23 protein-coding genes are annotated in these 24,994 nt (G+C 51.7%); 14 read left to right on the forward strand and 9 right to left on the reverse strand.

The features are described 5' to 3' along the window. Positions 1-30: 30 nt before the first annotated feature. Together speB and CCY32_RS11710 are read right to left on the reverse strand one after the other, a co-directional pair. The gene (gene speB / locus CCY32_RS11705; RefSeq protein ID WP_088330901.1) at positions 31-978 is read right to left on the reverse strand and encodes an agmatinase; all 948 of its coding nucleotides are present in this window, start codon (positions 976-978) and stop codon (positions 31-33) included. 40 nt (positions 979-1,018) lie between these two features. Beyond that, a complete protein-coding gene (locus CCY32_RS11710; RefSeq protein WP_088330902.1) occupies positions 1,019-2,368 on the reverse strand; it encodes a glutamine synthetase family protein in 1,350 nt (449 codons plus the stop codon). Between the two features lie 215 nt (positions 2,369-2,583). On the opposite strand from CCY32_RS11710, the gene CCY32_RS11715 reads away from it, so the two are divergent. The 10 genes from CCY32_RS11715 to CCY32_RS11760 all read left to right on the forward strand — a co-directional run bounded on the left by CCY32_RS11715 (position 2,584) and on the right by CCY32_RS11760 (position 13,274). Next, positions 2,584-3,372 (forward strand): gamma-glutamyl-gamma-aminobutyrate hydrolase family protein, encoded by a 789-nt coding sequence (locus CCY32_RS11715; protein WP_088331054.1) that lies wholly within the window; start codon positions 2,584-2,586, stop codon positions 3,370-3,372. Then, entirely contained in the window at positions 3,369-4,718 is a 1,350-nt protein-coding gene (locus CCY32_RS11720; RefSeq protein WP_088330904.1) for an aminotransferase, read from the forward strand. The genes CCY32_RS11715 and CCY32_RS11720 overlap by 4 nt, the downstream gene beginning before the upstream one ends. A gap of 67 nt (positions 4,719-4,785) precedes the next feature. Beyond that, positions 4,786-5,880, forward strand: coding sequence for an extracellular solute-binding protein (locus CCY32_RS11725; RefSeq protein ID WP_088330906.1), 1,095 nt, complete (start codon positions 4,786-4,788; stop codon positions 5,878-5,880). Positions 5,881-5,982: 102 nt separating this feature from the next. After that, positions 5,983-7,101, forward strand: a complete 1,119-nt coding sequence (gene potA, locus CCY32_RS11730) for a polyamine ABC transporter ATP-binding protein (RefSeq protein ID WP_088330908.1) — start codon at positions 5,983-5,985, stop codon at positions 7,099-7,101. A gap of 2 nt (positions 7,102-7,103) precedes the next feature. Further along, the gene (locus CCY32_RS11735; RefSeq protein ID WP_088330911.1) at positions 7,104-8,027 is read left to right on the forward strand and encodes an ABC transporter permease subunit; all 924 of its coding nucleotides are present in this window, start codon (positions 7,104-7,106) and stop codon (positions 8,025-8,027) included. Continuing rightward, positions 8,024-8,854: an ABC transporter permease subunit gene (locus tag CCY32_RS11740; RefSeq protein WP_088330913.1), complete on the forward strand. Its 831-nt coding sequence runs from the start codon at positions 8,024-8,026 to the stop codon at positions 8,852-8,854. Before CCY32_RS11735 ends, CCY32_RS11740 begins: the two co-directional genes overlap by 4 nt. Beyond that, positions 8,851-9,393 carry a cupin domain-containing protein gene (locus tag CCY32_RS11745; protein WP_088330915.1) on the forward strand — a complete coding sequence of 181 codons (543 nt, stop codon included), beginning with the start codon at positions 8,851-8,853 and terminating at the stop codon, positions 9,391-9,393. The genes CCY32_RS11740 and CCY32_RS11745 overlap by 4 nt, the downstream gene beginning before the upstream one ends. A gap of 31 nt (positions 9,394-9,424) precedes the next feature. Next, entirely contained in the window at positions 9,425-10,921 is a 1,497-nt protein-coding gene (locus tag CCY32_RS11750; protein WP_088330917.1) for an aldehyde dehydrogenase, read from the forward strand. 169 nt (positions 10,922-11,090) lie between these two features. Then, on the forward strand, positions 11,091-11,774 hold the full coding sequence (locus CCY32_RS11755; protein WP_088330919.1) for a TorF family putative porin: 684 nt from the start codon (positions 11,091-11,093) through the stop codon (positions 11,772-11,774). Positions 11,775-11,996: 222 nt separating this feature from the next. Continuing rightward, positions 11,997-13,274 (forward strand): FAD-binding oxidoreductase, encoded by a 1,278-nt coding sequence (locus CCY32_RS11760; RefSeq protein WP_088330921.1) that lies wholly within the window; start codon positions 11,997-11,999, stop codon positions 13,272-13,274. Positions 13,275-13,427: 153 nt separating this feature from the next. Here the strand turns inward: CCY32_RS11760 and CCY32_RS11765 are convergent, their stop codons facing one another. Beyond that, positions 13,428-14,396 (reverse strand): nitroreductase family protein, encoded by a 969-nt coding sequence (locus CCY32_RS11765; protein ID WP_088330923.1) that lies wholly within the window; start codon positions 14,394-14,396, stop codon positions 13,428-13,430. A gap of 487 nt (positions 14,397-14,883) precedes the next feature. On the opposite strand from CCY32_RS11765, the gene CCY32_RS11770 reads away from it, so the two are divergent. Further along, the gene (locus CCY32_RS11770) at positions 14,884-15,585 is read left to right on the forward strand and encodes a winged helix-turn-helix domain-containing protein (RefSeq protein ID WP_088330925.1); all 702 of its coding nucleotides are present in this window, start codon (positions 14,884-14,886) and stop codon (positions 15,583-15,585) included. Positions 15,586-15,632: 47 nt separating this feature from the next. On the opposite strand, the gene CCY32_RS11775 is transcribed toward CCY32_RS11770, so the two are convergent. Further along, the gene (locus CCY32_RS11775) at positions 15,633-15,992 is read right to left on the reverse strand and encodes a DUF3718 domain-containing protein (RefSeq protein ID WP_168171503.1); all 360 of its coding nucleotides are present in this window, start codon (positions 15,990-15,992) and stop codon (positions 15,633-15,635) included. Positions 15,993-16,434: 442 nt separating this feature from the next. On the opposite strand from CCY32_RS11775, the gene CCY32_RS11785 reads away from it, so the two are divergent. After that, positions 16,435-17,784, forward strand: coding sequence for a lysine 2,3-aminomutase (locus CCY32_RS11785; protein ID WP_088330931.1), 1,350 nt, complete (start codon positions 16,435-16,437; stop codon positions 17,782-17,784). 72 nt (positions 17,785-17,856) lie between these two features. Here the strand turns inward: CCY32_RS11785 and CCY32_RS11790 are convergent, their stop codons facing one another. Both CCY32_RS11790 and CCY32_RS11795 read right to left on the reverse strand, forming a co-directional pair. Further along, on the reverse strand, positions 17,857-19,338 hold the full coding sequence (locus CCY32_RS11790; RefSeq protein WP_088330933.1) for a CoA-acylating methylmalonate-semialdehyde dehydrogenase: 1,482 nt from the start codon (positions 19,336-19,338) through the stop codon (positions 17,857-17,859). Further along, positions 19,338-20,684, reverse strand: a complete 1,347-nt coding sequence (locus tag CCY32_RS11795; protein WP_088330935.1) for an aminotransferase class III-fold pyridoxal phosphate-dependent enzyme — start codon at positions 20,682-20,684, stop codon at positions 19,338-19,340. The genes CCY32_RS11790 and CCY32_RS11795 overlap by 1 nt, the downstream gene beginning before the upstream one ends. Before the next feature lie 86 nt (positions 20,685-20,770). Between CCY32_RS11795 and CCY32_RS11800 the strand changes: the two genes are divergently transcribed. After that, positions 20,771-21,745, forward strand: a complete 975-nt coding sequence (locus CCY32_RS11800) for a LysR family transcriptional regulator (RefSeq protein WP_088330937.1) — start codon at positions 20,771-20,773, stop codon at positions 21,743-21,745. 157 nt (positions 21,746-21,902) lie between these two features. Here the strand turns inward: CCY32_RS11800 and CCY32_RS11805 are convergent, their stop codons facing one another. From CCY32_RS11805 to CCY32_RS11815, 3 genes are all read right to left on the reverse strand, one after another. Then, positions 21,903-22,310 carry a hypothetical protein gene (locus CCY32_RS11805; protein WP_088330939.1) on the reverse strand — a complete coding sequence of 136 codons (408 nt, stop codon included), beginning with the start codon at positions 22,308-22,310 and terminating at the stop codon, positions 21,903-21,905. A gap of 183 nt (positions 22,311-22,493) precedes the next feature. Then, positions 22,494-22,727, reverse strand: a complete 234-nt coding sequence (locus CCY32_RS11810) for a hypothetical protein (protein ID WP_088330941.1) — start codon at positions 22,725-22,727, stop codon at positions 22,494-22,496. 121 nt (positions 22,728-22,848) lie between these two features. Beyond that, the gene (locus CCY32_RS11815) at positions 22,849-24,759 is read right to left on the reverse strand and encodes a M1 family metallopeptidase (RefSeq protein WP_088330943.1); all 1,911 of its coding nucleotides are present in this window, start codon (positions 24,757-24,759) and stop codon (positions 22,849-22,851) included. A gap of 55 nt (positions 24,760-24,814) precedes the next feature. Between CCY32_RS11815 and CCY32_RS11820 the strand changes: the two genes are divergently transcribed. Continuing rightward, on the forward strand, positions 24,815-24,994 hold the full coding sequence (locus CCY32_RS11820; protein ID WP_088330945.1) for a hypothetical protein: 180 nt from the start codon (positions 24,815-24,817) through the stop codon (positions 24,992-24,994).

Consider the following 24,994-nt stretch of genomic DNA (forward strand, 5'->3'; position numbering starts at 1 on the left):
TATTGCGCGTTATACCCCAGCAACAGCGCATTACGCTGTCGCTAAGGTTTTTGCTGAGCAGCCATCAGGGGTAAGCAGATGTGGATTGTGCTGGCACGCCAGCAGATAGAGCATGTCGGTCATCATGGTGGCGGCCAGTAAACTGGTGATCTGGCTCTGATCATAGGGCGGGCTGACTTCCACCAAATCCATGCCTATCCAGTTCACTCCCTGAAGCTTTCGTAACAGCTCCAGTACAAAGGGGCCGCTTAAGCCCCCTGAAACCGGTGTGCCGGTGCCTGGCGCATACACCGGGTCCAGACAATCGATATCAAAGGTCAGGTATACCGGTGCCCCTCCTACGGTGCGCTTTATCTGCTCAACAACCTCTTCGGGGCGACAGTGCCACAGTTCATCGGCACACAATACCTTAAAGGGTGAGCTGCCCTGCTCTGTGCGAATACCAATCTGAATCACTTTGTCATCCTGCAGCAGGCCTTGCTTACGGGCGTGATAAAACACACTGCCATGGTCAAATTCACTGCCACCGGAATAATCATCGCTATGGGCATCAAAGTGCACAACGGCAACGGGCCCGTGTTTGGCATGCACAGCCTGCAGCGCCGGTAAGGTAATCAGGTGATCACCGCCCAGCATAAAAGGAACGGCTCCGCCCTCGACAACCTGGCTGACATGCTCACGCACGGCATCCATGGCACCTTTGGCATCACCATGAGAAAAGCCCAGGTCACCAATATCGGCGATATTCAGCGCATCGCGCAGCGAAAATGGCCAGGGATGTCGCTTTTTTTCCCATCCCAGGTTCACCGACGCCTGGCGTATCGCAGCCGGACCAAACCGGGCTCCAGGCCTGCCAGAGGTAGCCAGATCAAAGGGGATACCAGCTATGACCACCTGCGTATGTGCATCAATCTGCTGCTGGCGGGCGAACACATACTTATGGGTCCCCTGATAAAGTGAATAATTGGCGTCTGTCATAGCAAAACCTTTATGCTCCTGGTGCGGTAGTTACTACCGATTACAATGTGGTGAGATAAAACTCATACTCTTTGGGGGTGACGGTTTGCTCGAACTTCTCCAGTTCATGTTCCTTGCAAGCGGTGTACACCTTGATAAAGTCTTCCCCGAAATACTGATTAAACACCTCAGATCCTCTGAGCAGCGTCAGCGCATCCGTAAGCCGCATCGGCAGACAGGGATTATCCACTTCAAAGGTGTTGCCCTGCTGAGGCTTAGGCGGTGTCAGTGCCTTATCAATACCGTCATACATGGCATATAAAACCGTGGCCATAGCAATATAAGGGTTAGCATCGGCGCCTGCCACGCGATGCTCGATACGCCGGCTCGCTGGCCCACCGGCGGGAATGCGTACGGCTACCGTGCGATTATCAATGCCCCAGTTTACAAACATGGGCACATACAGATTCGGCTGCAAGCGACGATAAGAATTGATATTGGGGCATAATAACGCAGTGCTCTCCTGCATGGTGCCGAGCAGTCCTGCCACAGAATGAAGCAGCAGTTTGTTATCTTCGGCTTCGCCTTCGGCAAACAGGTTATTGCCGTCACTGTCCACCAGGCTGGCGTGAATATGCAAACCGGAGCCAGCCTTATCGTCGTAAGGTTTGGCCATAAAGGTGGCCTGCATGCCATGCTCTTCGGCTACCTGATGAATAATGCGTTTAAGCATCATGGCATGGTCACAGGCCAGTAACGGATCACTGCCATGGCGCAAGTTAATTTCAAACTGACCCGGCGCGTATTCCGATACGGCCGTGTCTGCGGGTACGCCCTGCTGCTGGCAGTATTTATCCACATCCAGCAGGAACTCGGCAAAGTCATCCAGATTAATCATCGAATGGCACTGGGTGCTGTCTTCGCGCTTGCCGGTCTTGGGTGAAATCGGTGGCTGAATGCCGCCTTTTTCATCGCGCTCTTTATCTACCAGATAAAATTCCAGCTCAACGGCCACCACCGGTGTCATACCACGCTCTGTAAAACGGGACACCGCCTGGCGCACCTGATTACGGGGCTCAATCATCACGGGCTGTTTGTGTTCGTCGTACATGCTGAACAATACCTGCGCGGTGGGTTGAGTCTGCCAGGGACACACCACCAGGGTTTTCAGATCCGGATAACAGGTGCGATCAGGCTCACCAATGTCCAGCCCCAGTTCTGAGGCTTCCACCGTTTCACCAGAAGCATCCAGAGCCAACACAGAGAAAGGAATATGCATACCCTTCTTCACGATATTTTTAATGGCATCGCGTTTAACCCGTTTTCCTCGTGCCATGCCATTTAGGTCAGATAACACAAGATCAAACACTTCTATTTCGGGGTGATCAGCAAGAAAGGAGGCTAACTCCATGATGTTCTCCAGCGTCTAGTATTTTGAACACTTAATCAGTGAAACACATCTAACCACAAAGGTAGTCCGGCTTCCAGCCGTTAAAACACCCCTTAGTTGCGGTTTTGTTAAACTAAACTTTGTTATTCAGGCCACAAAAGAGTGCCATTCCTGCTTGAAATTTACAGTTAACTCCAATAGCTTGAGCCTATCGTTTCAATATATTGCTCACAATGATGAAAGAATCGAACAGCGAAAATATTCTGGTAATTGGCATTTGTGCCGACGTTCACACCCAGGGGGTACACCAGTACCACCAGGCCGGTGATAAATATGTTCGGGCACTGACGTCACTGAGTCAGCATGTGGTTCCGGTGATCATTCCGGCGTTGTTTCATGAGCTTTCCGAGCAGGCCCAGGACACATTGCTGGCCACCCTCGACGGCGTGATGTTGACCGGCTCTTATTCCAATTTACATCCTGGCTATTACCAGTCGGCCCTGCCTGATGATGACGATGCCGCCCGGGATCCTCACCGCGATGCCAGCAACTGGAAACTAATAGAAAAAATTCTCGCTGCCGACCTGCCTTTACTTGGCATCTGCCGCGGCTTCCAGGAACTGAATGTCTATTTTGGTGGCACCTTGCATCATCGCATCCACGAAGTGCCCGGGCTGATGGATCACCGTGAGGATAAATCCTTACCGCTGGAACAACAATATGCCTGTGCCCACAGTATTTCGCTGACCGAGAAGGGCGTGCTTTCGCAATGGTTTGCGCCCAGACAAGAAATTAAAGTCAACTCTATTCACATGCAGGGCATCGATCGGCTAGGAAAACACCTTAAGGTGGAGGCCACCGCCCCAGATGGACTGGTAGAAGCCTTTTCCTGCCCGGATTACACCTTTTTAGTGGCCGTGCAATGGCACCCGGAGTGGCAGCCGCACAATTACCCTGACAACGCCAGCGTGATACAGGGTTTTATTCAGGCCTGCACCACATATAAAAACAGGAGCAGTCAATGACACAACTCAAACACTGGCAGCACAAGGATGCAGCCCATCACCTGCACCCTTTTACTAATCAGGCCGACATTAACAAAAAAGGCACCCGTGTCATCAGCCATGCGCAAGGGGCCTATATCTATGAGGCCGATGGGCATAAGTTGCTCGACGGCATGTCCGGCCTGTGGTGTTGCAACCTCGGTTATAGCCAGCCACGCATCAACCAGGCCATCAGTGAGCAGTTGCAGGAACTGCCCTACTACAACACCTTTTTTCAGTGTACGCACCCTCGCGCCACCGAACTGGCAGAAGCCATCAGTCACAAAGCGCCGGCGCACATGAACCGGGTGTTTTATACCAACTCGGGGTCGGAGGCGAATGACAGCGCCATTCGCATGATTCATCGCTACTGGGATGCCCTGGGGCAGCCGCAGCGCAAGGCCATTATCGCCAGAGAAAATGCCTATCATGGCAGTACCATTGGTGGTGCCAGCCTCGGTGGCATGGAATTCATGCACAAACAATTCACACCGCTGGAAAATATTCATCATATTGCACAGCCCTACTGGTTTGGGGCCGATGCGGACATCAGTCCTGACGAGTTTGGTATACAGGCGGCCCGTGAACTTGAGAAAAAAATTCAGGAACTGGGTGAGAAAAACGTCGCCGCCTTCTTTGCAGAACCGATTCAGGGCGCAGGCGGGGTCATTATTCCACCGGAAACCTACTGGCCTGAGATACAGCGAATTTGTGACCAGTACGGTATTTTACTGGTTGTGGATGAAGTCATTTTCGGCTTTGGTCGCACCGGCCATTGGTTCGCCAGTGAATGTTATAACCTGACGCCGGACTTTATCGTTTTTGCCAAAGCCGTCACCAATGGATTTCAGCCCCTCGGTGGCTTGCTGATCTCGGATCGGGTGGGCGATGCCCTGCTTTCTCATACCGATGATCTGGCTCATGGTTTCACCTATTCAGGGCATCCGGTGGCTTGTGCAGCGGCACTGGCCACACTGGATATCCTCTCTGAAGGCTATATTGAAAAAGTACGCACTGAGCTGTCACAGGCCATGCAGGACTACTGGCTGGCACTGGGTGAGCATCCTTTAGTGGGTGAGGCCCGCTGCAAGGGGTTTGTGGGAGCGCTGGAGCTGGTCAAAGACAAGTCCAGCCGTGCACGTTTTGATAAAAATGGTAAGGCTGGCACATTGTGCCGGGATGCCTCACTGCAATCAGGTCTGGTCATGCGGGCCACCGGTGACACCATGATTATTGCGCCACCTTTTATTCTTGACCGCAGTGATGTCAAAGACTTAACTGAGAGAGCCTGGCAGGCACTGGATATTACCCTGAGCCAGCTCAGATAATTTAAGTACAGGGTTTAACGACGTAACAACAACAAAAAGCAACGATACGCAACAAGAGGAAACGGGAATGAAAACCATAAAGAAACTGGGGCTGCTCGCCGCGTCGATGACGGCAGCTATTAGCGTCAACGCACAGGCTGACACCATCAATGTCTACAACTGGAGTGATTACATTGCAGAAGACACCATTGCCAACTTTGAACAAAAGTCAGGGCATAAAGTGGTCTACGATGTATTCGATTCCAACGAAGTACTCGAAGCCAAGCTGCTGACAGGGCAAACGGGCTTTGATGTGGTGGTTCCCTCCGCTTCTTTTCTGGGCCGGCAGATCCGTGCTGGTGTATTTACCAAACTGGATCGTGAAAAGTTGCCTAACTGGAAACACCTTGATCCCTTGTTAATGGGCAAACTGGAAGTGGTAGACCCGGGCAATCAATATGCAGTGCCCTATCTGTGGGGTACCACCGGCATTGGCTATAACGAAGAAAAGGTCAAAGCGGCACTGGGCGAAGACTACGAAGTCAACAGCTGGGAGATGATCTTTAACCCCGATGTTGTCAGCAAGCTCGCCAGTTGCGGCGTGGTGACGCTGGATGCTGCCTCAGAAATGGTCCCGGCGGCGCTGCATTACCTTGGTATGGATCCCAACTCTAAGGATCCTAAAGAAATCGAACAGGCCGGTGAACTGCTTAAAACCATCCGTCCGCACATTCGTTACTTCCATTCCTCTCAATATATTAATGACCTTGCCAACGGCGATATCTGCGTGGCAGTGGGCTGGAGCGGCGACGTATTCCAGGCCGCCGATCGTGCCGATGAAGCCGATAACGGGATTTCTGTAGGGTATGTGATCCCCAAAGAAGGGGCCGCCATGTGGTTTGATATGCTGGCCATACCTGCCGATGCCAAGAGCATGGATGCCGCCTATCAGTTCATTAATCACCTGCTTGAGCCTGACGTCATTGCCGGTGTCAGTGATTATGTCTGGTATCCCAATGGCAACAAAAGCGCCACAGAGCTGGTCGACCCGGAAATCACCTCCAACCCGGCTATTTATCCTCCAATGGACGTGATGGAAAAGCTGTATACCTTCGAGGTCATGCCTGCACGGGTTTCCCGTGTCACAAACCGCGTATGGACAGATGTAAAGTCTGGCAGATAACGCTCAGCGGTGACGTGACCCGCTCACGTCATCGCCGTTTCGGATAAGCGATAACGAGACCGGAGCGTCTATGACGCTCCTCTGTTCAAAAGGTTTAGCAAAATGACGTTAAAACATGAGTCCAGCACTACCAGCAAGGTATTGATGGAACTGAAAAACCTGAGCAAAAGCTTCGATGGCTACCAGGCTGTCAGACATGTTGATCTGCAGTTTTACGAAGGTGAGATATTCGCCCTGCTGGGCGGCTCCGGATGCGGAAAATCCACATTGCTGCGCATGCTGTCAGGCTTTGAACTGCCCACAGAAGGCAGCATTTTGTTTAATGGCGAGGACGTCGCCAAGGTACCGCCTTATAAACGTCCCTTTAATATGATGTTCCAGTCCTATGCCCTGTTTCCCCATATGACCGTTGAGGCCAATATTGCCTATGGTCTGAAGCAGGACAAAATGAAAAAAGCGGATATTGATGCCCGTGTCAATGAAATGCTCAAACTGGTGCACATGGAGGAATATCGTACGCGCAAACCCGATCAGCTCTCGGGCGGACAACGCCAGCGGGTGGCCCTTGCCCGTAGCCTGGCCAAGAAGCCTCGCCTGTTGCTGCTTGACGAACCCATGGGTGCACTGGATAAAAAATTACGTGGCGAAATGCAGTTAGAGCTGGTGGATATCATCAAGCAAGTGGGCGTAACCTGTGTCATGGTCACCCATGATCAGGAAGAAGCCATGACCATGGCCGACCGCATCGCGGTTATGCATGCCGGGGAAATTCTGCAAATCGGCTCGCCTCACGACATCTATGAATACCCCAACTGCCGCTTTGTGGCGGATTTTATCGGCTCAGTCAATATGTTTGACGGCACCATCGCCGATGAAGAGCCCGCCTTTGTGGTAATTGATGTCCCCAATCTCGATGCCCCGATTTACATTGACCATGGTATCAGTGGTCCCGGCGGAAACCGCCACGTCAGTGTGGCCATCAGACCCGAAAAAATGCGCATGAGTGCCGAAAAACCCGATGAAAAATATAACTGGGGTAAAGGCATCATCGACGATCTGGCATATCTCGGCCAGCACAGTATCTATCACATATTGTTGCCCGATAATCAGTTTGTTCAGATCACTCAGACCAATGACAACCGACGGGAGCGCCCCTTTGAGCTGGAGCAGGAAATTTATCTGCACTGGACACCGGACGCTTGTGTGGTTCTGGAGGAGTGAGCATGAAAGCCCTGACACCGACATGGTACAAACTCAGACAATCCGCCTGGTTGAAACCCAGAAACGGGGTCATTGCCATTCCCTACCTGTGGCTGCTGCTGTTTTTTCTGGTTCCGTTTATCATTGTTCTGAAGATCAGCTTTGCCGAAGCGCAAATTGCGATACCGCCCTATACCGACCTGATTACCTATGCCAATGATCAGCTCAGTATCAACCTTAATCTGGGCAACTTCGTCTGGCTGTTTAATGATGACCTGTACTTCAGTGCCTACCTGAGTTCCATTCGCATTGCGCTGGTCTCGACCCTGCTCTGCCTGTTGATAGGCTACCCCATGGCACTGGCCATCAGCCGGGCGCCTGCTTCCAGCCGCAATGTACTGTTGCTGTTGGTGATTCTGCCATCCTGGACCTCGTTCCTGATCCGTATTTATGCGTGGATTGGCATACTCAAGCCCAATGGGTATATCAACAATGCGTTGATGGCGATGGGTATTATTGATACCCCTATCGTGATGCTGCATACGGATTTTGCGGTCTATGTGGGCATTGTGTATGCCTACCTGCCCTTTATGATTCTGCCCTTGTACGCCAACATGATGAAGCTTGACCACAGTCTGGTTGAGGCCTCGTCTGATTTGGGGGCATCCCCGGTAACCACCTTGTTCAAAGTGATTCTGCCACTGACCAAAGCCGGGATTATTGCTGGCTGTATGCTGGTGTTTATTCCGGCAGTGGGTGAGTTTGTTATTCCTGAGCTGCTTGGCGGCCCGGAAACACTGATGATCGGTAAGATTCTGTGGGAAGAATTCTTCAACAACCGCGATTGGCCAGTGGCCTCTGCGGTGGCCATTATTATGCTGGCATTGTTGATCCTGCCCATCATGTGGTTTGACCGTTACCAGAACAAACAGATGGAGCAGCAATGATGAAGTTTTCGTTCAGTAAAATGATGCTCTGGCTGGGCCTGATATTTCTCTACGCGCCCATGCTGATTCTGATTATTTACTCGTTCAACGAGTCAAAACTGGTGACCGTATGGGCTGGCTTTTCCACCAAATGGTACGGTGAGCTGATGCGCAATGACAAACTGCTGGATGCCGTGGGCAACAGTTTGCAGATTGCCTTTTTCTCGGCCTCCGGCGCCGTCATTCTGGGCACGCTGGCCGCCTATGTATTGACCCGCTTTCGCGGTTTTAAAGGCAGTACCCTGCTGCGTGGCATGATCACCGCCCCGCTGGTTATGCCGGAAGTGATTACCGGTTTGTCGTTGCTGCTGCTGTTTGTTGCCATGGCGCAACTGGTGGGCTGGCCAGAAGGTCGTGGCATGACCACCATCTGGATTGCGCACACCACCTTTTGTACCGCTTATGTGGCCGTGGTGGTGGGCTCTCGGTTGAGCGAAATGGACATGTCCATTGAAGAAGCGGCCAGAGATCTCGGCGCCTCACCGATAAAAGTGTTCTTCCAGATTACTCTGCCGATTATTGCACCGGCGCTGATATCAGGGTGGCTGCTGGCCTTTACCCTGAGTCTGGATGACCTGGTTATCGCCAGTTTCGTTTCCGGCCCCGGTTCAACCACCCTGCCCATGGTCGTGTTCTCGTCAGTGCGCCTGGGCGTCAGCCCTGAAATCAACGCACTGGCCACCATTATCATTACCCTGGTGACCACGCTGGTGTTTGCCTCGTGGTGGTATGCCAGACGCGTGGAGAAAGCGCGGATTAAAGAACGGCAAAAGGTGGCTCAGGTATGAAAGTGGGTCAGCGTATTAAGAAGTTGCGTCAGGTCAGAGGCCTGTCACAACGGGAGCTGGCAAAAGTGGTCAATCTGCCCAACAGCACCTTGTCCATGATAGAGCGTGACGCGGTCAGCCCGTCTATCAGTAATCTGCACAAGATACTGACCGGGCTGGATATGCCACTCAGCCACTTTTTCACCCATGACTTCGATCAGGGTGAAAAAGTGGTGTATCACGCCGACGAACTGCAGGACATTGGCAGTGGCGGGCTGCAATACCTGTTGGTAGGCGCCGACAAACAGGATCGCCAGCTGACCTTTTTGATCGAAACCTACCCGCCCCATTCCGGCACGGGGGATGAGTGGATGACCCACGAGGGGCATGAGGCGGGCACGGTGCTCGAAGGTGAGATCGTCATTTTACAAAATGAGCAGGAATACCACCTCAAAGCCGGTGACAGTTATTACCTGAATACACAGCTACCACATCAGTTTGTAAACCGTGGAGCACAAGTTTGTCGTCTGGTCAGTGCCGTGGCACCGGCCAGTTTCTGATAACCCAATACAACCAAGAACAGGAGGGGCAATGGCACCTAACAGCCTGAATCAGTGGCAAGAATATGTAAAAAGCTTAACGATAGAGGGGCGTGCCTTTATCAATGGCGAATACGTGTCTGCCCAAAGCGGAAAAACCTTTGCCTGTATTAATCCAGCCAACAGCGAAGAGATTGCGCAAGTCGCCGAATGTGATGAGGCCGATGCCGAATTGGCCGTGAGCGCTGCAAAGCAGTGTTTCGATCAGGGGACCTGGCGCAACCTTGCGCCGAAAAAGCGCAAACAGGTATTACTTCGCCTTGCAGAGCTGATGCTCGAACATCGCACCGAACTGGCTGCACTGGAAACCCTGGACATGGGTAAGCCCATCAGCGAAAGCTACAATGTGGATGTGCCGTCTGCGGCAGAAACCGTTAAGTGGCATGCCGAGGCCATTGATAAAATCTACGATGAGGTAGCCCCCACAGAAGCCAATGTGCTGGCCACCATTACCCGTGAACCTATTGGCGTTGTAGCGGCTATTACGCCGTGGAATTTTCCTCTTGCTATTGCCAGCTGGAAGATCGCACCTGCGCTGGCAGCAGGAAATTCTGTTGTGCTCAAGCCCTCAGAAAAATCTTCACTGACCGCCATCAGACTGGCGCAGCTGGCAAGTGAAGCCGGCCTGCCTGACGGCGCGCTGAACGTGGTTCCGGGTTACGGCCACACCGTGGGGAAAACCCTGGCCCTGCATATGCAGGTAGATTGCCTGGCCTTTACCGGTTCGACTCGCATAGCCAGACAACTGATGATCTATGCCGGCGAATCGAATATGAAGCGGGTATGGCTGGAAGCCGGTGGTAAGAACCCCAATATTGTTTTTGCCGACTGTGCAGATCTGGACAAAGCCGCGCGCAGCGCCGCCAGTGGCTGTTTCTATAATCAGGGCGAAGTTTGTGTGGCGGCCACAAGGCTGCTGGTTGAGCGCAGTATTCACGATGAATTTGTACAGAAAGTTCGCGAGGCCAGCCAGCATTTTCGTCCTGGCGACCCGCTTGACCCCGATACCAACATGGGCGCACTGGTAGATAAACAGCACCAGGGCAGCGTGCTGGAATACATTAATAAAGGCCAGCAAGGCGGCGCAAAACTGACCCTTGGTGGTAATGCTGCGCTGGATACTGACAAAGGGGCCTTCGTAGAGCCGACTATCTTTACCGGTGTGGATAACAGCATGCCCATCGCCAGAGAAGAAATTTTCGGACCGGTGATGTCTGTCATCCCCTTTGATGATGAGCAGCATGCCATCGCCATTGCTAATGACAGTGACTATGGTCTGGGTGCGGCCCTTTGGACCAACAGCCTGTCACGGGCGCACAAGTTATCCCGTGAGCTACGCGCAGGCTCGGTATGGATCAATAACTATAACGACGGCGATATGACCGTTCCCTTTGGAGGCTTTAAGCAATCCGGGAATGGCAGAGACAAATCACTGCATGCACTGGAGAAATATACCGAGCTGAAAACCACCTGGATCGAGCTCGACTAAGCACGACCTCCTGACCATTAGAACGTGAATTTGGCCGCCGGCTTTATCCGGCAGCCGGACACCGGCTTGCCCGGTGACAACGGGCACCTCGTGTAATACCCGGCGCCTGGACTCAGTAAACCGGTGATTTAAACCGGATAACAACAATAAACCGGAGAAGGACAACATCATGAAACTAAGAAATAAACTGCTGACCGCTTCACTGCTCAGCGCCATGACCCTGGGTGCTCAGGCCGATGTAAGTGGCTATGTGACCGTGACCTCGGACTACATGTTCCGTGGTGTCACCCTGAATGACAAAAGCCCTGCCCTGCAAGGCGGCATAGACTGGGAAGGTGACACAGGCTGGTACGCCGGTGGCTGGGCCTCACAAACGGACGATGGTGAAACCAGTGATGTGGAAGTGGATCTGTTTGCCGGTTACTACGGTGAAATGGAAAACGGCTTCGAATACGATCTGATGGTGATTTACTATGCTCTGCTGGATGATGCAGACTATAACTACTTCGAACTCCACGGTGCTCTGATTCGCCCGGTGAGTGACAGCCTGACCTTAAGTCTCAACCTTGACTACACCAATGACAGCATTGCCGCGAAAGGTTTTGGCGATGACTTAAGCGCCCTGCATGTCTCTGCAATTGCCGAGTACGATTTAGGCGATGATATGGGACTGGCGTTCGAGTATGGCCGTCAGGGCTGGGATGAAGACGGAGAGAACTATGGTTACAACTGGGGCCGTGTCAGCCTGACCAAAGATTACAATGACTTTTCATTTGATCTCAGCGCCTGGTACAACAACCTGGATGATGATGATTCATCCAAGTTTACTGCGTCTGTCAGCTACAATTTTTAACCGACAGGATCGCATATACGTCTGAGCCCGGCATCCAGCCGGGCTGCATTCAGAATCAAAGATGCAGTGCAACAGGTATTGTTTTGATGGATAACTCACGACCCGTGAGGTTTGGAGATGTCATACTGCCACGCTAAGGGTGCGAGTGATTCATCAAAACAACACCACCTGCACAACAAGAGCAAAGATTTACCATCGCCACTTATTTATTCAGGAGTTTCCATGAGCGACTATATCAACAGCTACTATGCCTATAATGCGGATACGTCGGTTCCCTATCCGGCATTGAACGAAGATTTACAGGCAGATGTCTGTGTGATGGGTGGTGGCTTTACCGGACTCTCTTCTGCTCTGCACCTGGCGCAGGCGGGCTACAAGGTGGTGCTGCTGGAAGCCAATCGTATTGGCTTTGGCGCGACCGGTCGCAATGGCGGACAAATCGTTAATAGCTACAGCCGGGATGTGGATACCATTGCCAAAAAATATGGTCCTGAGATGGGCAAAGCCATGGGCCAGATGATGTTTGAGGGCGGTGATATTATTCGCACCCTGATCCGCGACCATCAGATAGATTGTGATCATGTTCACGGGGGCGCTTTTGTGGCACTCAACCATAAGCAACTTAAAGGCCTGGAAGAACATCAGAAGCTCTGGCAGGCATACGGCAATGACGACATGGAGCTGCTGGATAAGAGCGCGCTGAGTAAAATCGTCAAATCCGATCGCTATACTGGCGGCCTCACAGACAACAAGAGTGGTCACATTCAACCCCTGAAGCTGGCATTGGGTGAGGCAAAAGCCATCACCTCCCTTGGCGGTCAGGTCTTTGAGCAAAGTCCGATTACCAAAGTGGAAAAGGGTAAACGGGTCACCGTACATACCGCCAAAGGTTCCGTGAGCGCCGATTACCTGGTGGTGGGAGCCAATGCTTACCTCAGTCATGTGCTGCCCGAACTGATGAAACGCTCCATGCCCTGTGGCACGCAAATCATCACAACCGAAGTGTTAGGTGAACAAACCTGCCGGGAAATGCTGCCGGCCAACTATTGCGTGGAAGACTGTAACTATTTGCTGGATTACTATCGCACCACCGCTGACCACCGTCTCCTTTATGGCGGTGGCGTGGTATACGGTGCCCGCGATCCGGATGATATTGAGCGCCTGATTCGCCCGAAAATGGAAAAAACCTTTCCGCAACTCAAGGGCACCAAAATCGATTTTGCCTGGACCGGAAATTTCCTGCTTACCGTCTCACGGCTGCCTGAGTTTGGTCGCCTGGATAACAACATCTACTACATGCAGGGTTACAGCGGTCATGGGGTAACCAGCACTCACCTGGCCGGAAAAGTGGTCAGTGAAGCCATTAAGGGTCAGGCCGAGCGCTTTGATGTATTCAGTAAACTGCCTCACCTGCCGATGCTGGGCGGGCGCGCTCTGCAGATCCCCTTCACCGCCCTCGGGGCCAGTTATTACAATCTGCGGGATATGTTAGGGATATAAACACCTTACAGGCCACACCGTTAAGCGTGTGGCCATTCCCCCCTCCCCTCGATTATCTGGGCAAAGAGGCTTTTTGAACAAATGGATAACTTTACAGGGACTACGTGGCGCCAGAAGCAGAATTTGCTACTCAGGTCGCAATCAGCTCAACGATTATTCAATGACTTCTTCAAGGCGGCGACGTGGCGCTGCGTCGATTTCATCTTCCGGAAACCCCAGCCTGAGCAAAATTTGCGGAAATCCCCTTTTGCTCAATATGTTTTGAAGTTTGGGGCGCAGTGATGCAACCTGAATAGGTTGATTTAAATAGGACGCTTGCAGACCCTGTAAGCGCGCAGATAACAACACCTTTTCCAACGCCTGACCGGCTTTTAACCAGTCGGCGACGTTGTCACTGGCGGTGCCAAGGACGGCGAGTACAGGGGATTCGTCGGCGAGCTGGTTATCCTTTGCTCCAACTCCATTGCCCATATCGAAAGTCCGAACAACAATTTTGGCGATGGGCGCGACAATTCCAGGCACCGTAAGACCGTCTCCACGGCGGCGAGGATGCATCCATGCAGCAAGCTCCCTTCGCCAACCAGGGTTTGACCACTGCATCGAATCGCCCTCTGCCACAAGCTCAGCCACCTTCTGACGATGCTCTTTTGATTCTATAACTTCAAGCCAGCAACCCTCTTCAGACGCCATCGTATACAATGAATCAATAATCGCAGCAGGGATATCCTCAGGTGCAAAGCGTTTTCGATAGGTTCGACGCAGCTCAATAGACTTAAAGAGTGCAGCATCCTCTCTGGATAATGCATGTGCTTTGTTGAATGAGATCACCGCTAGCAGATCATCGTCACCGGAATCCGGGGTAATATCGAAGGTCACACCAAACCCTTGTTGAGCAGCCGCCACCCGTATATTCATCAAAGCGCAGCCACAGCTTATGGTGAGTTCCCTATCGTCTGGATCGTTAACAGGAAGAGCCCGAGTTCTGTCGGCAAACATGGACACTGTCCCATCCGTAATCTTAAATCGCCATGGCTGGGTGTTGTGACTTGAGGGAGCAAGCACGGCGTAGCGCAACAATAACTTTATCTGCTCCATAGTGATGGAGGTTTTCTCTGTTTTCATCACTGACTCTCCACTTGCTCACAGACCTAACCGTTAAATAGTGCCGCCCCTAAGAACCGTATAGTCATTATTGTCATACTGGGATAACTCCTGGTATCCCCTGCTGTGCCTGTGCTGGCATCATGTTCTTTTTTGCGGTTCTCTAAGCAAACCATTGTTTGCATAGATATAACTCATAATTAGCCTAGTACAGCTTTCTATAACCAAACCATACATTTAGGAGTTGGCAAAACATGGCACAGCAAAAAATACGCATGGCTGAGACCGGACAACACCTCATTAACCGCATTTCTTTGAACAAACGGGGGCATATCCAAACTAACACCTGGCTCCGTGGCCAGCTATGACAACCTGCGGGATATGTCAGGGATATAAAAAGCGCCAGTGATCGAAATATTCCGGGCATTGGGCGCAAACCGCTAAGTATTGTGGCCTCAGGCCCTCTACACTGGCTATCTGAAGAGTCATTACACAGGCGTTTTGGACTATGCCCACGGAATATCAACTCAGTCACTGGCACATTGTGCCGCAACTGTGTCAGATGCGTAACACGCGAACCGGTGAGGAAATCCACCTGCAACCCAGGGTTATGGATGTGCTGGTGTTATTATGCGAATCGCCCCAACAGCTGGTGTCCCGCGAGCACTTTTTTGCACAGGTCTGGGAAAACAGCGTCCGGGTAGACGAAGTGCTGACCAGCGCCATTTCCCAACTGCGGAAAATTTTGGGAGACACACCAAGGTCCCCCACTTACATCAAAACCATTCATAAAAAAGGCTACATACTGTTGCAACCGGCCAGCTCCCTTAACCCCGGGCACAGTATGATGTACAAAGGTAAGACATTAACGGCATGGGCGCCGTTCTTTGCCAATACCATTCCCATGGCGCTCAACACCGGTAAACGACTTGCCACCACCTTCAGTGTGATAGCAGCCTTTACCTATTATGTCAGTATTCAGCCAGGCGACGAGGATGCCCTTTTGCTGGCACAGGCCACCAACCCAACGCCATCGATTGAGCAGCCCATTGAGTCAGGCTGGTCTATCCACTCTGAACCGCATTCGCCGGTGGATCAGGGGCGATTTCACTATGCGACCAACCGTCAGGACTACGCCCCCTCGAAAACAGTTTCTCTTAGCAACTGTGACTCCGCTACAAAACGTCGTCAGTATTCCGCCGCCATATAAAAAAGGCCAGGGCTGTATGTTGCCCTGGCCCTTATTCTCGATGGTGCTTACTCTGCAACAGTAATAAATACCTTACCGGGTTCATTGCGGGCTACATCGCGAATTTCGACACTGCCCTTGGGCACACGGCCTTCAAACAAGCCATATACGCTGTGTGCATTGTGGGTCAGTGCAAACTTCATCACAGACTCCCCATTGCAAACCAATCCCTGTGCCACATCCTGGTAGCGCATATGGTACTCACGAATTTTACTATCAAGACGAATGGCCCTGTCTTGCATGGTCGCTTTACATAAGCTTACCAGCTTGTTTTCCAGATTCTGGTCAATGGCCTTGGCCGGGGTAGTAAAAAGTAAACCACTTACACCTGCAATCATAACGGCTTTAATCATTTTGTTGGCGTTCATCATCATATCTCCGATTTATTCGCTTTTCGTTTTCAGCTTCCGCGATACGGCTGACGGACTTGCTGTTATGTTCGCTCTTGCACCCATTGCAGGAGCTGACGATGAAATCCTAGACACACTGGGCAATAAAGTTATAAGGAAAGCCTTATTCTTTCCTTACTTATTTATTTTTCTTACATATCATGATGTTAGTGGTTATTTTTATACTGGGAATTAGGTTTCCATTAGCTTTTAATGGGCTTAACCTGAGACCTTATTCTCAGGTAAAAGGCTAAAGACATCAGAATCATTTAATTAGTATGCTAATTGATTTAAATGAGCGCTTTTCCCGTTAACCCTTATTCTGTAAACCACGGCTAACAGCTGCTTTTTGACTGCGCTGAAACTTCCCATGTTTTTTGTTAGAGTACGCCGCATTTTGTATGGCTACTAAAGGAAACCTATGCAGCAAGTCGTTCAGATTCAGCCCGCACAGAGTTATAGATCACCAGGCTTTAAGGCCTATCAACACAGACAAATCGATAAGATTGAGCAGCTGAAACAGCTGCCTGAGCATTTGCGCTTCCAGATGAAAGTGGTGGCCAGTGTTTTTCCTTTCAGGGTCAATAACTTTGTTATCAATGAACTGATTGACTGGGACAAGGTGCCGAACGATCCACTTTTCCAGCTCACCTTTCCTCAGCGCGGCATGCTGGATGATGAATCCTATGCACGCATGGCGTCACTGCTGCGTACCGAACCCAGTGCAGAAGAGGTGATGGCGCTTGCCGAAGATATTCGCGCCAAACTCAATCCGCACCCGGCAGGTCAAACGGAGCACAACGTGCCGGAGCTGGATGGTGAGCAGGTCTGGGGAATGCAGCACAAATACCGTGAAACAGTATTATTCTTCCCTGCACAGGGCCAGTACTGCCACTCCTACTGCACCTTCTGCTTCCGCTGGGCACAATTTGTGGGTAAGGCGACCCGTTTCAACAATAATGATGCGGATCAATTGCACCAGTATTTGCGCGAGCACAAAGAAGTCACCGACCTCCTGGTGACCGGTGGCGACCCTATGGTGATGCGTACGGTCAAGCTTGAAGCCTACCTTGAAGCCCTGGCGCAACCTGAATTTGATCACATAAGAACAATTCGCATCGGCACCAAATCACTGACATTCTGGCCGTTTCGTTATGTCACCGACCCCGATGCTGAGGCCCTGTTGGATCTGATCAGCAGACTGGTTCAGGCAGGTAAACACGTGTCCTTTATGGCCCATATTAATCATGTGCAGGAACTGCGCACCGACATCACCCGTGAAGCTATCCGTCGCATTCGGGCAACGGGCGCACAGATTCGCTCGCAGGCGCCGCTTTTGAACAACATTAATAACGATGCCGACATGTGGGCGCACATGTGGAAAGAGCAAACTCAGCTTGGCATTGTGCCCTACTACATGTTTATTGAGCGCGACACCGGTGCCAAACGTTACTTCGAAATCCCACTTTACAAAACCTGGGAAATCTTCCGCCAGGCCTACAAGCAGGTTTCCGGGGTCAGTCGTACTGTGCGCGGTCCGTCAATGAGTGCCGGGCCCGGTAAAGTGGAGATCTCCGGTGTGGCCGAAATCAAAGGTGAAAAGGTCTTTGTACTGCGCTTTATACAGGCCCGTAACCCTGACTGGGTACAACTGCCCTTTTTTGCCAAATATGACGAAACCGCCACCTGGCTGGACGACCTGGTACCGGCCTTTGGCGAAGAAAAATTCTTCTGGCAGGAGGAATACGAGGCCATGCTCGCGGCTGAGTAAACCGGATAGGCATGCCCGAAGTTGTATCGGGCATGCTTAGCTTTTTCGGCTTAACGTCTTTTACTGCGCTGTTTACAGCTGACCAAAGGCCGTGGAGTGCCCGGTCTGCTTAAGCCAGCGCTGGGTCACGGTTTTACGCTTGGTGTAAAAACGAACCCCATCAGGCCCGTAGGCATGTAAGTCACCAAAGAGTGACTGTTTCCAGCCTCCGAAACTATGAAACGCCATTGGTACTGGCAACGGCACATTCACGCCCACCATGCCCGCTTCCACGGTATTGCTGAAGCGATTTGCCGCCGCACCACTTTCAGTGAAAATACAGGCACCGTTACCATACATATGGGCATTGGTGAGGGCGATGGCGTCATCCAGCTCTTTGACTCTGACCAAACTCAGCACCGGACCAAAGATTTCCTGTTCATAGCAACTCATCGACGCACTGACCTTATCCACCAGACTCGGTCCGACAAAACAGCCCTTGTCAGGTAATGCGGCATACTGGCGTCCATCACACACCAATTCCGCCCCTTGCTCCTTGGCCTGAGAAAGTATGCTATTAACCCGAGTCACTGCAACCTGGTCAATCAATGGCCCCATGTCCGCCTGCTGGTTTTCCTCCGCCGACAGCTTCAGTTCATCCATCTTCGGCAGTAAATGCTCAATCAGACGATCGGCCGTCTCGTCGCCCACGCACACGGCCACAGAGATCGCCATACAGCGCTGACCTGTCCCACCAAAGGCGGCACCGATAAGAGTGGAGGCAGCATTTTCCAGATCCGCATCGGGCATGATCACCGCATGATTCTTCGCACCGCCCAAGGCCTGAACCCGTTTTCCTGCAGCCGCAGCACGCTGATAAATGGCTTTTGCCGCCGCAGTGGATCCAACAAAGCTGACCGCTTTAATATCTTTATGGTCTATCAGCGCCTCAGCGGTATCACGACCACCGTGAACAATATTGAAGATCCCGGCGGGCAGACCCGCTTCAGCCAGTAGCTCGGCGAGCCGGGTCGCTGCCAGCGGCACCTTTTCAGAAGGTTTGAGGATAAAGGCATTTCCGCAAATCAGCGCCATAGGGATCATCCACAGTGGTACCATGGCCGGGAAGTTAAATGGTGTGATCCCCAGTACCACGCCCAGAGGATGAAACTCTGACCAGCTGTCGATGTCACTGGCGACCAGACGACTATGCTCACCCTTTAAAAGCTCTGGTGCTCCACAGGCATATTCCACAACCTCTAATCCGCGTTGCAATTCGCCTTTTGCATCGGCTAAGGTCTTGCCGTTATCGACACTGATGAGCTGCACCAGCTCATCATGATGCTGTTTAATTAAAGCACGCAGGTTGAACATCACCTGAGCGCGTTTATGCACCGGCTCTTTGGCCCAGCGCTGCTGTGCGTCAACAGCACAGGCTACCGCCTGATTAACGGTGTTCTGACCGGCCAGAGGCACACTGGCCAGGATCTCGCCGTTCACCGGGTTAATATCCTCAAGCGTCGGCTCGTCGGTGTTAACTGCCTGGTTATTGATCCAATGAGAAAGTCTTTGCATTAATTTAATCCTTGTTGAATTGCGTATTCGGAAATGGCCTCGGCGACCCTGGCGAAAATCTCGTGAATGTCCTGTGGCTGACTGATAAAAGGCGGCGCAAAACTTAAATTATTGCCACCAAAGCGCACGTAAACACCTTTTTCCCAGCACAAGGCACTGATATCACTGGCCCGCTTGAGAGGGTGAGCCGCATCGGCCTGAATTTGCACGGCCCCTGCCAGACCAATATTGCGGATATCCTCCACCAGCGGCAGCCCCCTTAAGTCATGAATGGCGTTTTCAAACACCTGACTGAGGCTTTTTACGTTTTCCAGCATGGCCGGCTGAGCAATCTGCTCCAGACTCGCCAATGCTGCCGCACAGCCCAGTGGATGTGCGGAGTAGGTGTAACCATGCATAAACTCGATGCTGTACTCATCACCCGGTTGGGCCATCATGCTCTGATAAATTTCATGATTAGCAATCACTGCTCCCATGGGCACCACACCATTGGTAAGGGCCTTGGCACAAGTGAGAATGTCGGGTTGAACACCAAAGAAATCGGCGCCAAACAGCTCCCCCATACGCCCGAAGCCGGTGATCACTTCGTCGAAAATCAATAAAATCTCATGCTTGTCGCACAGCGCCCGCAACCGTTTCAGGTATCCGGCAGAGGGCACAATCACGCCTCCCGAACCGGCCATAGGCTCGACAATAACCGCAGCGATATTACTGGCATCCTGCACCTCAAGAATATGATTCAGGGCATCAGCCAAATGGTCCCCTTCTGCCGGTAAGCCACGGCTAAAGGCATTTTCAGCCAGCCAGGTATGAGGCAAATGATAGGCATCCAGTGTCTGGCCATAGCTCTTGCGGTTAGGGCCGATTCCCCCCACAGAAATGCCACCAAAGTTAACGCCGTGATAGCCTTTCGCCCGGCCGATAAACTTGGTTTTCTCCGGTCTGCCTTTAGCCCGCCAGTAGGCTCTGGCGAGTTTAAGCGCCGTATCGGCGGCTTCGGAGCCGGAGCTGCAATACAGCACGTGATCTAAATCACCTGGCGCCAGCGACGCAAGCTTTTCAGATAGCTCAAAGGCTTTGGGATGGCTGACATTAAACGCCGGAGCATAGTCCAGTTCTGATAATTGTGCCGTGATGGCCTCAGTGATCTGTGCATTGCCATGGCCCAGCGGCGCACACCATAATCCGGAGAGGCTGTCATACAGCTTATGACCGTCGGGGGTGTGATAGAAAAGTCCGTCGGCCTTACTCACCAGTTTAGGCGACTGATGAAAGCGGCGGTTACTGGTAAAGGCCAGCCAGTGGTGGCGCATGGATTCGGGTGTAGGCTTGTGTTGGCTCGACATAATGCTGTCCTGTTGTGTTTCTGCCAAAATGAGGTGTGTTGTGTCACCCTCTTTTTATCTGTGCAAGGAATGTATGATAAAAACTTGTGCGGATAAATTCACAACTGATACAGTTCAGTTTTGATTTAATTAAACTAAAGCCAGACGCCGCCATGCTCAATCAACGAAAACTACGCCAGGTCAGTAATCTGGACCTGAAACTGCTGAAAACCTTTCTTGCTGTCGTCCAGGCTGGCAGCTTTACCGGTGCAGAAAGTATTCTGGGGCTGAGCCGTTCGGCGATTTCCATCTACATTTCCGATCTCGAGAAGCGCCTGGGCATGAAGCTGTGTTCCCGCGGGCGAGCCGGCTTCAGTCTGACACTGGAAGGACAAACCGTATACGAAGCCGCACTCAGACTGATGAGCGCCGCCGAGCAGTTTCAGGAAGAAGTCAACAATACCTACTCGGTACTAAAAGGTGAGCTGAATATCGGCATCATTGATAACCTGGTCAGTATCCCCCACCGCACTATCAGCCAGGCTCTGGCCAGGCTCAAGCAAACCAGTAATGAAGTAAAAGTGAATATCCGCATGAGCAATCCGGCAGATATCACCCTGGCATTGCTCGAAGGTGAACTGGATGTGGGGGTCATGCCGAGCCTGACCTCTATCGATGGCCTCAAGCTCAGACCGTTGTACAGTGAAACCAGTTCCCTGTATTGCTCGGACCAACATCCGTTGTTTAACCAGCCTGACAGGCTGGATACCATTCAGCAGCACAGTGCCGTGCTACCGGTCTACGCTGAACAGATGAACCTGCCCGATTTGTTCGACAATCTGGATGTGGCCGCCACCTCCAACAACCGTGACGGCGTCGCATTTTTGGTACTAACCCACGAGTACATCGGCTTTTTGCCCGACCATTATGCCAGTCGTTGGGTAGACCGGGGAGAAATGCGTGCGATACTGCCACAGAAATTTAACCTGACCACAGATTTCTATATTGCCACCCGCCAGGCCCAGCGAAACCGCCGCGTGCTGGATGTGTTTCTCGATGCTCTGGGTGTAGACAAAACGTAGTCCCACTGACGCGAACGATGACGTGACTTCGGCCTGTCATTGCAAAGACCTGTATGGTCGGACATGGAGTGTCTGCCTTGTTATCAGGTTGACCGTGACCATCATGTTGAGTGGATAAAAACTCGCCACACCGGGGATGGTTGGCAGTAAAGTGCTGTTACTCCAGCCGCTTCCACACCTCATACTCCACCCGCTTCTCACCTTCCCAGCGGGCGTTATACCAGAAATCTCCCTCTATTCTTGAGGTAAAACTAAATACGCTGCCCGGACTGACGTTAAAAGAGTTATAGCCCACTGTTTCTGCGTAGGTTCCCTGGGTAAATTCATAGGTACCGGTGGCAGAGGCCCAGAAGGCATCACCTTTCATGGAAGTAAAACTAAAGTGCTTATCGGTAATCACCTTGATGGATTTCATCCCGATGCGGTTGTAATTAATCAGTTCTCCCTCGGTATCGACATATTCTCCGCTAACCAGTGACCACAACCCCGCAATACCATCCGCCCTGGCAACCTGACTTAGGGTGAATAACAACGCGACAAGCACAAGATTAATGTAATTTTTCATTGGCAATCCTTTTTCATGGCTATGACGTGACAGCAAGCTGACCGATATGTGCGCAACTGAAGATTCGCCAACTGCGATTTGGGGAGATGACATCAGTGCGTGAAGGGTCGCAATGACTATAGTGCCCTAGAGAAGTAAAGAGTCACGCAGAACAGGGCTGACTGAGACTAAAGTTGTAAGGGGTCATTTTTCGGAAGGAGGCGTGTTCTCGCGTTGCATCATGATAAATGTCAGGTAGATCTTGGTGGGCAATGACAGAATCATACCCAACGCCACACAGACTGCGCTGAGCACAATGCCCCGCACGCCCCAGGCCGCCACCGCCGCGCTGAAATGCAGCGACACGCCGATGACAATCAGGATAAAGCCACTGATCATCACTGCCTTGAGCAGCCGGATAAGCGCGCGATCATTCATACAGGTCCTCAAAAGGGTGACTGACCTGTAGAAGATAAAAAAAGCGCCGTTGCGGCGCTTTGATCCTGATCATAATATTCGTCGATGGGCCCGGCAGCGTGCCTGCACATCCGAACCCGGTCTAGTTAACATAACCCTCATTGGCTTTGATGGTCAGCGGGTGATACCCCGATCTGGCCTCATCAAAGGCTTTTTTGGCGAAGGCTTTACCCTCAGGCGTTTGCGATAGTGCCTGATACAGGGGCTTGACCAGCTTATTACGACCGATACCGGTGAGGTATTCATTTAGCCGCTCATAAGCAGGCTTATAGGTATTGTTAATTGCCATCAACAGCCAACTGTGAGCAATCTCATTATTGCCCGCCTGAGTCAGATTAAAGGCCTCGTCAAGTTCTGACATCTGCCCGTCGCTCAGCTCCTCTGGCATATTGTTAAGAAAGTACAGCCACTGATGGGTATTCCAGTTCTCAGTATTAATATCACTGGCATTGATTTCACCGAGTAACCATTGTTGCCTGGCGTTATCGATCTTCACAAAGGCATCAGATTCGGCCGTTGGGGCGCCATCGGGAATACCCGATTCAAAAATCCACTGCTGAATGCGATCCCGCGACAGTTTATCGGCATGTTCTGCCAGCAGGGTCTCATCGAGATAACTGACAAACTGATTGGTGGTGATACTCTCAAAGGCAAAGTCTTTAAAGTACTGCATCAAAAACGCATCGAAGGCTTCCCGGCCGATTTTTTGTTCCAGTTCACGAACGAACAATGCGCCTTTTTCGTATGGAATGTCAGAAAACACTTCATCAGGGTCACGACCACGCAGATCAATCGCCAGGATCTCATCTTCTGCCGGCAATGCCTCAATATCTGCCTGCAATGACTCCATACCCAGTACAAACTCCATCTGCTCACGCTCCTCGCCGTAAATCATCTCCATGATTCGGTATGTCAGGTAAGTGGTGAACCCCTCATTCAGCCACAAATCACGCCAGGTGGCGTTGGTGACCGTATTACCAGACCAGGAATGGGCCAGTTCATGGGCAATCAGTGATACCAGACTCTTATCGCCAGCAATCACCGTTGGGGTGATAAAGGACAAGCGTGGGTTTTCCATGCCACCGAAAGGGAACGAAGGCGGCAGAATTAATAAGTCATAACGGTCCCAGCTGTATTCACCAAATTTTTCTTCGGTGGCAATCAGCATGGCTTCGGTATCCTCAAACTCTTTTGCCGCGGCATCAAGAATCTCTTTTTCGGCGTACACACCGGTGCGCTCGCCCATGGCCTGGAATTCCAAATCCCCCACTGCCAGTGCAATCAGGTAGGAAGGAATCGGCTGAGGCATGGTAAATTCATAAACACCATCCTGCTCAGCGTCCGGGTCATTTGAAGCGCTCATCACCGCCCGCAGCGCTTTTGGTGTGCGCACGGTGGCATTGTAAGTCACCCGAACCTGAGGAGAGTCCTGCAACGGAATAAAGCTACGGGCATGAATGGCCTGAGCCTGGGTAAACAAAAACGGGTGCTGTTTTCCTGCCGTTTGTGCAGGCGTCAGCCACTGTACACCCGAGGCTTCTGGCGAGGTACTGTAGTGCACGACCACCTGATGCGCCGTTTTTGGCACTTTAATCTGCAAAGGGGTACCCAGGTGCGGGTCACGCTCTCCCAAATGGTATTCCACAGGCTGATTGTCGCTGGTGACCTTGTGAATCGTTAAATCGCGGGTATCCAGTATCAAAATACTGTCGTTCACCTCATCACGTTGAAAATGCAATACCACCTCACCGGTCAGCACCTTTTCATCAAAATCCACGGTGAGATCCAGATCCAGGTGCGTCACCCGAATCTCATCAGGATTGGCGAAGGAGTGATAGTCTGTTTGCGCGTCGATGGTCTGTGCTGAATCGACCGCTTCTACCGGCGCTGGTGCGCTGGCAGCAGATGATGATGTCTGTTGTTGATTGCCTGAATCGCAGGCGCCGAGAAACAATCCGGCGGCCAATAAAAAAGCGCTGTGAATAGCTTTCATCTTTTATCCTTATAGTTATGATGACACCCATCATTTTGCCATAGATTTTATAGTGATGACGGTATTCTACATTCTGGGCCTGTTATTTTTAGCACTGGTCATTCTGATTCCCCTGCTTGAGCGCTCGAAAGTGCGAATGTCAGAGCAGCAAATGGGTAAACTCGGACGCTGGGTGTGGCCCCTGGTCATGGTTTTGCTGATCACCCAGCTACTCTACCTGGTTTTTGCCCGATGA

It is taken from the genome of Lacimicrobium sp. SS2-24 (assembly GCF_002201535.1).
Taxonomy (GTDB): Bacteria; Pseudomonadota; Gammaproteobacteria; order Enterobacterales; family Alteromonadaceae; genus Lacimicrobium.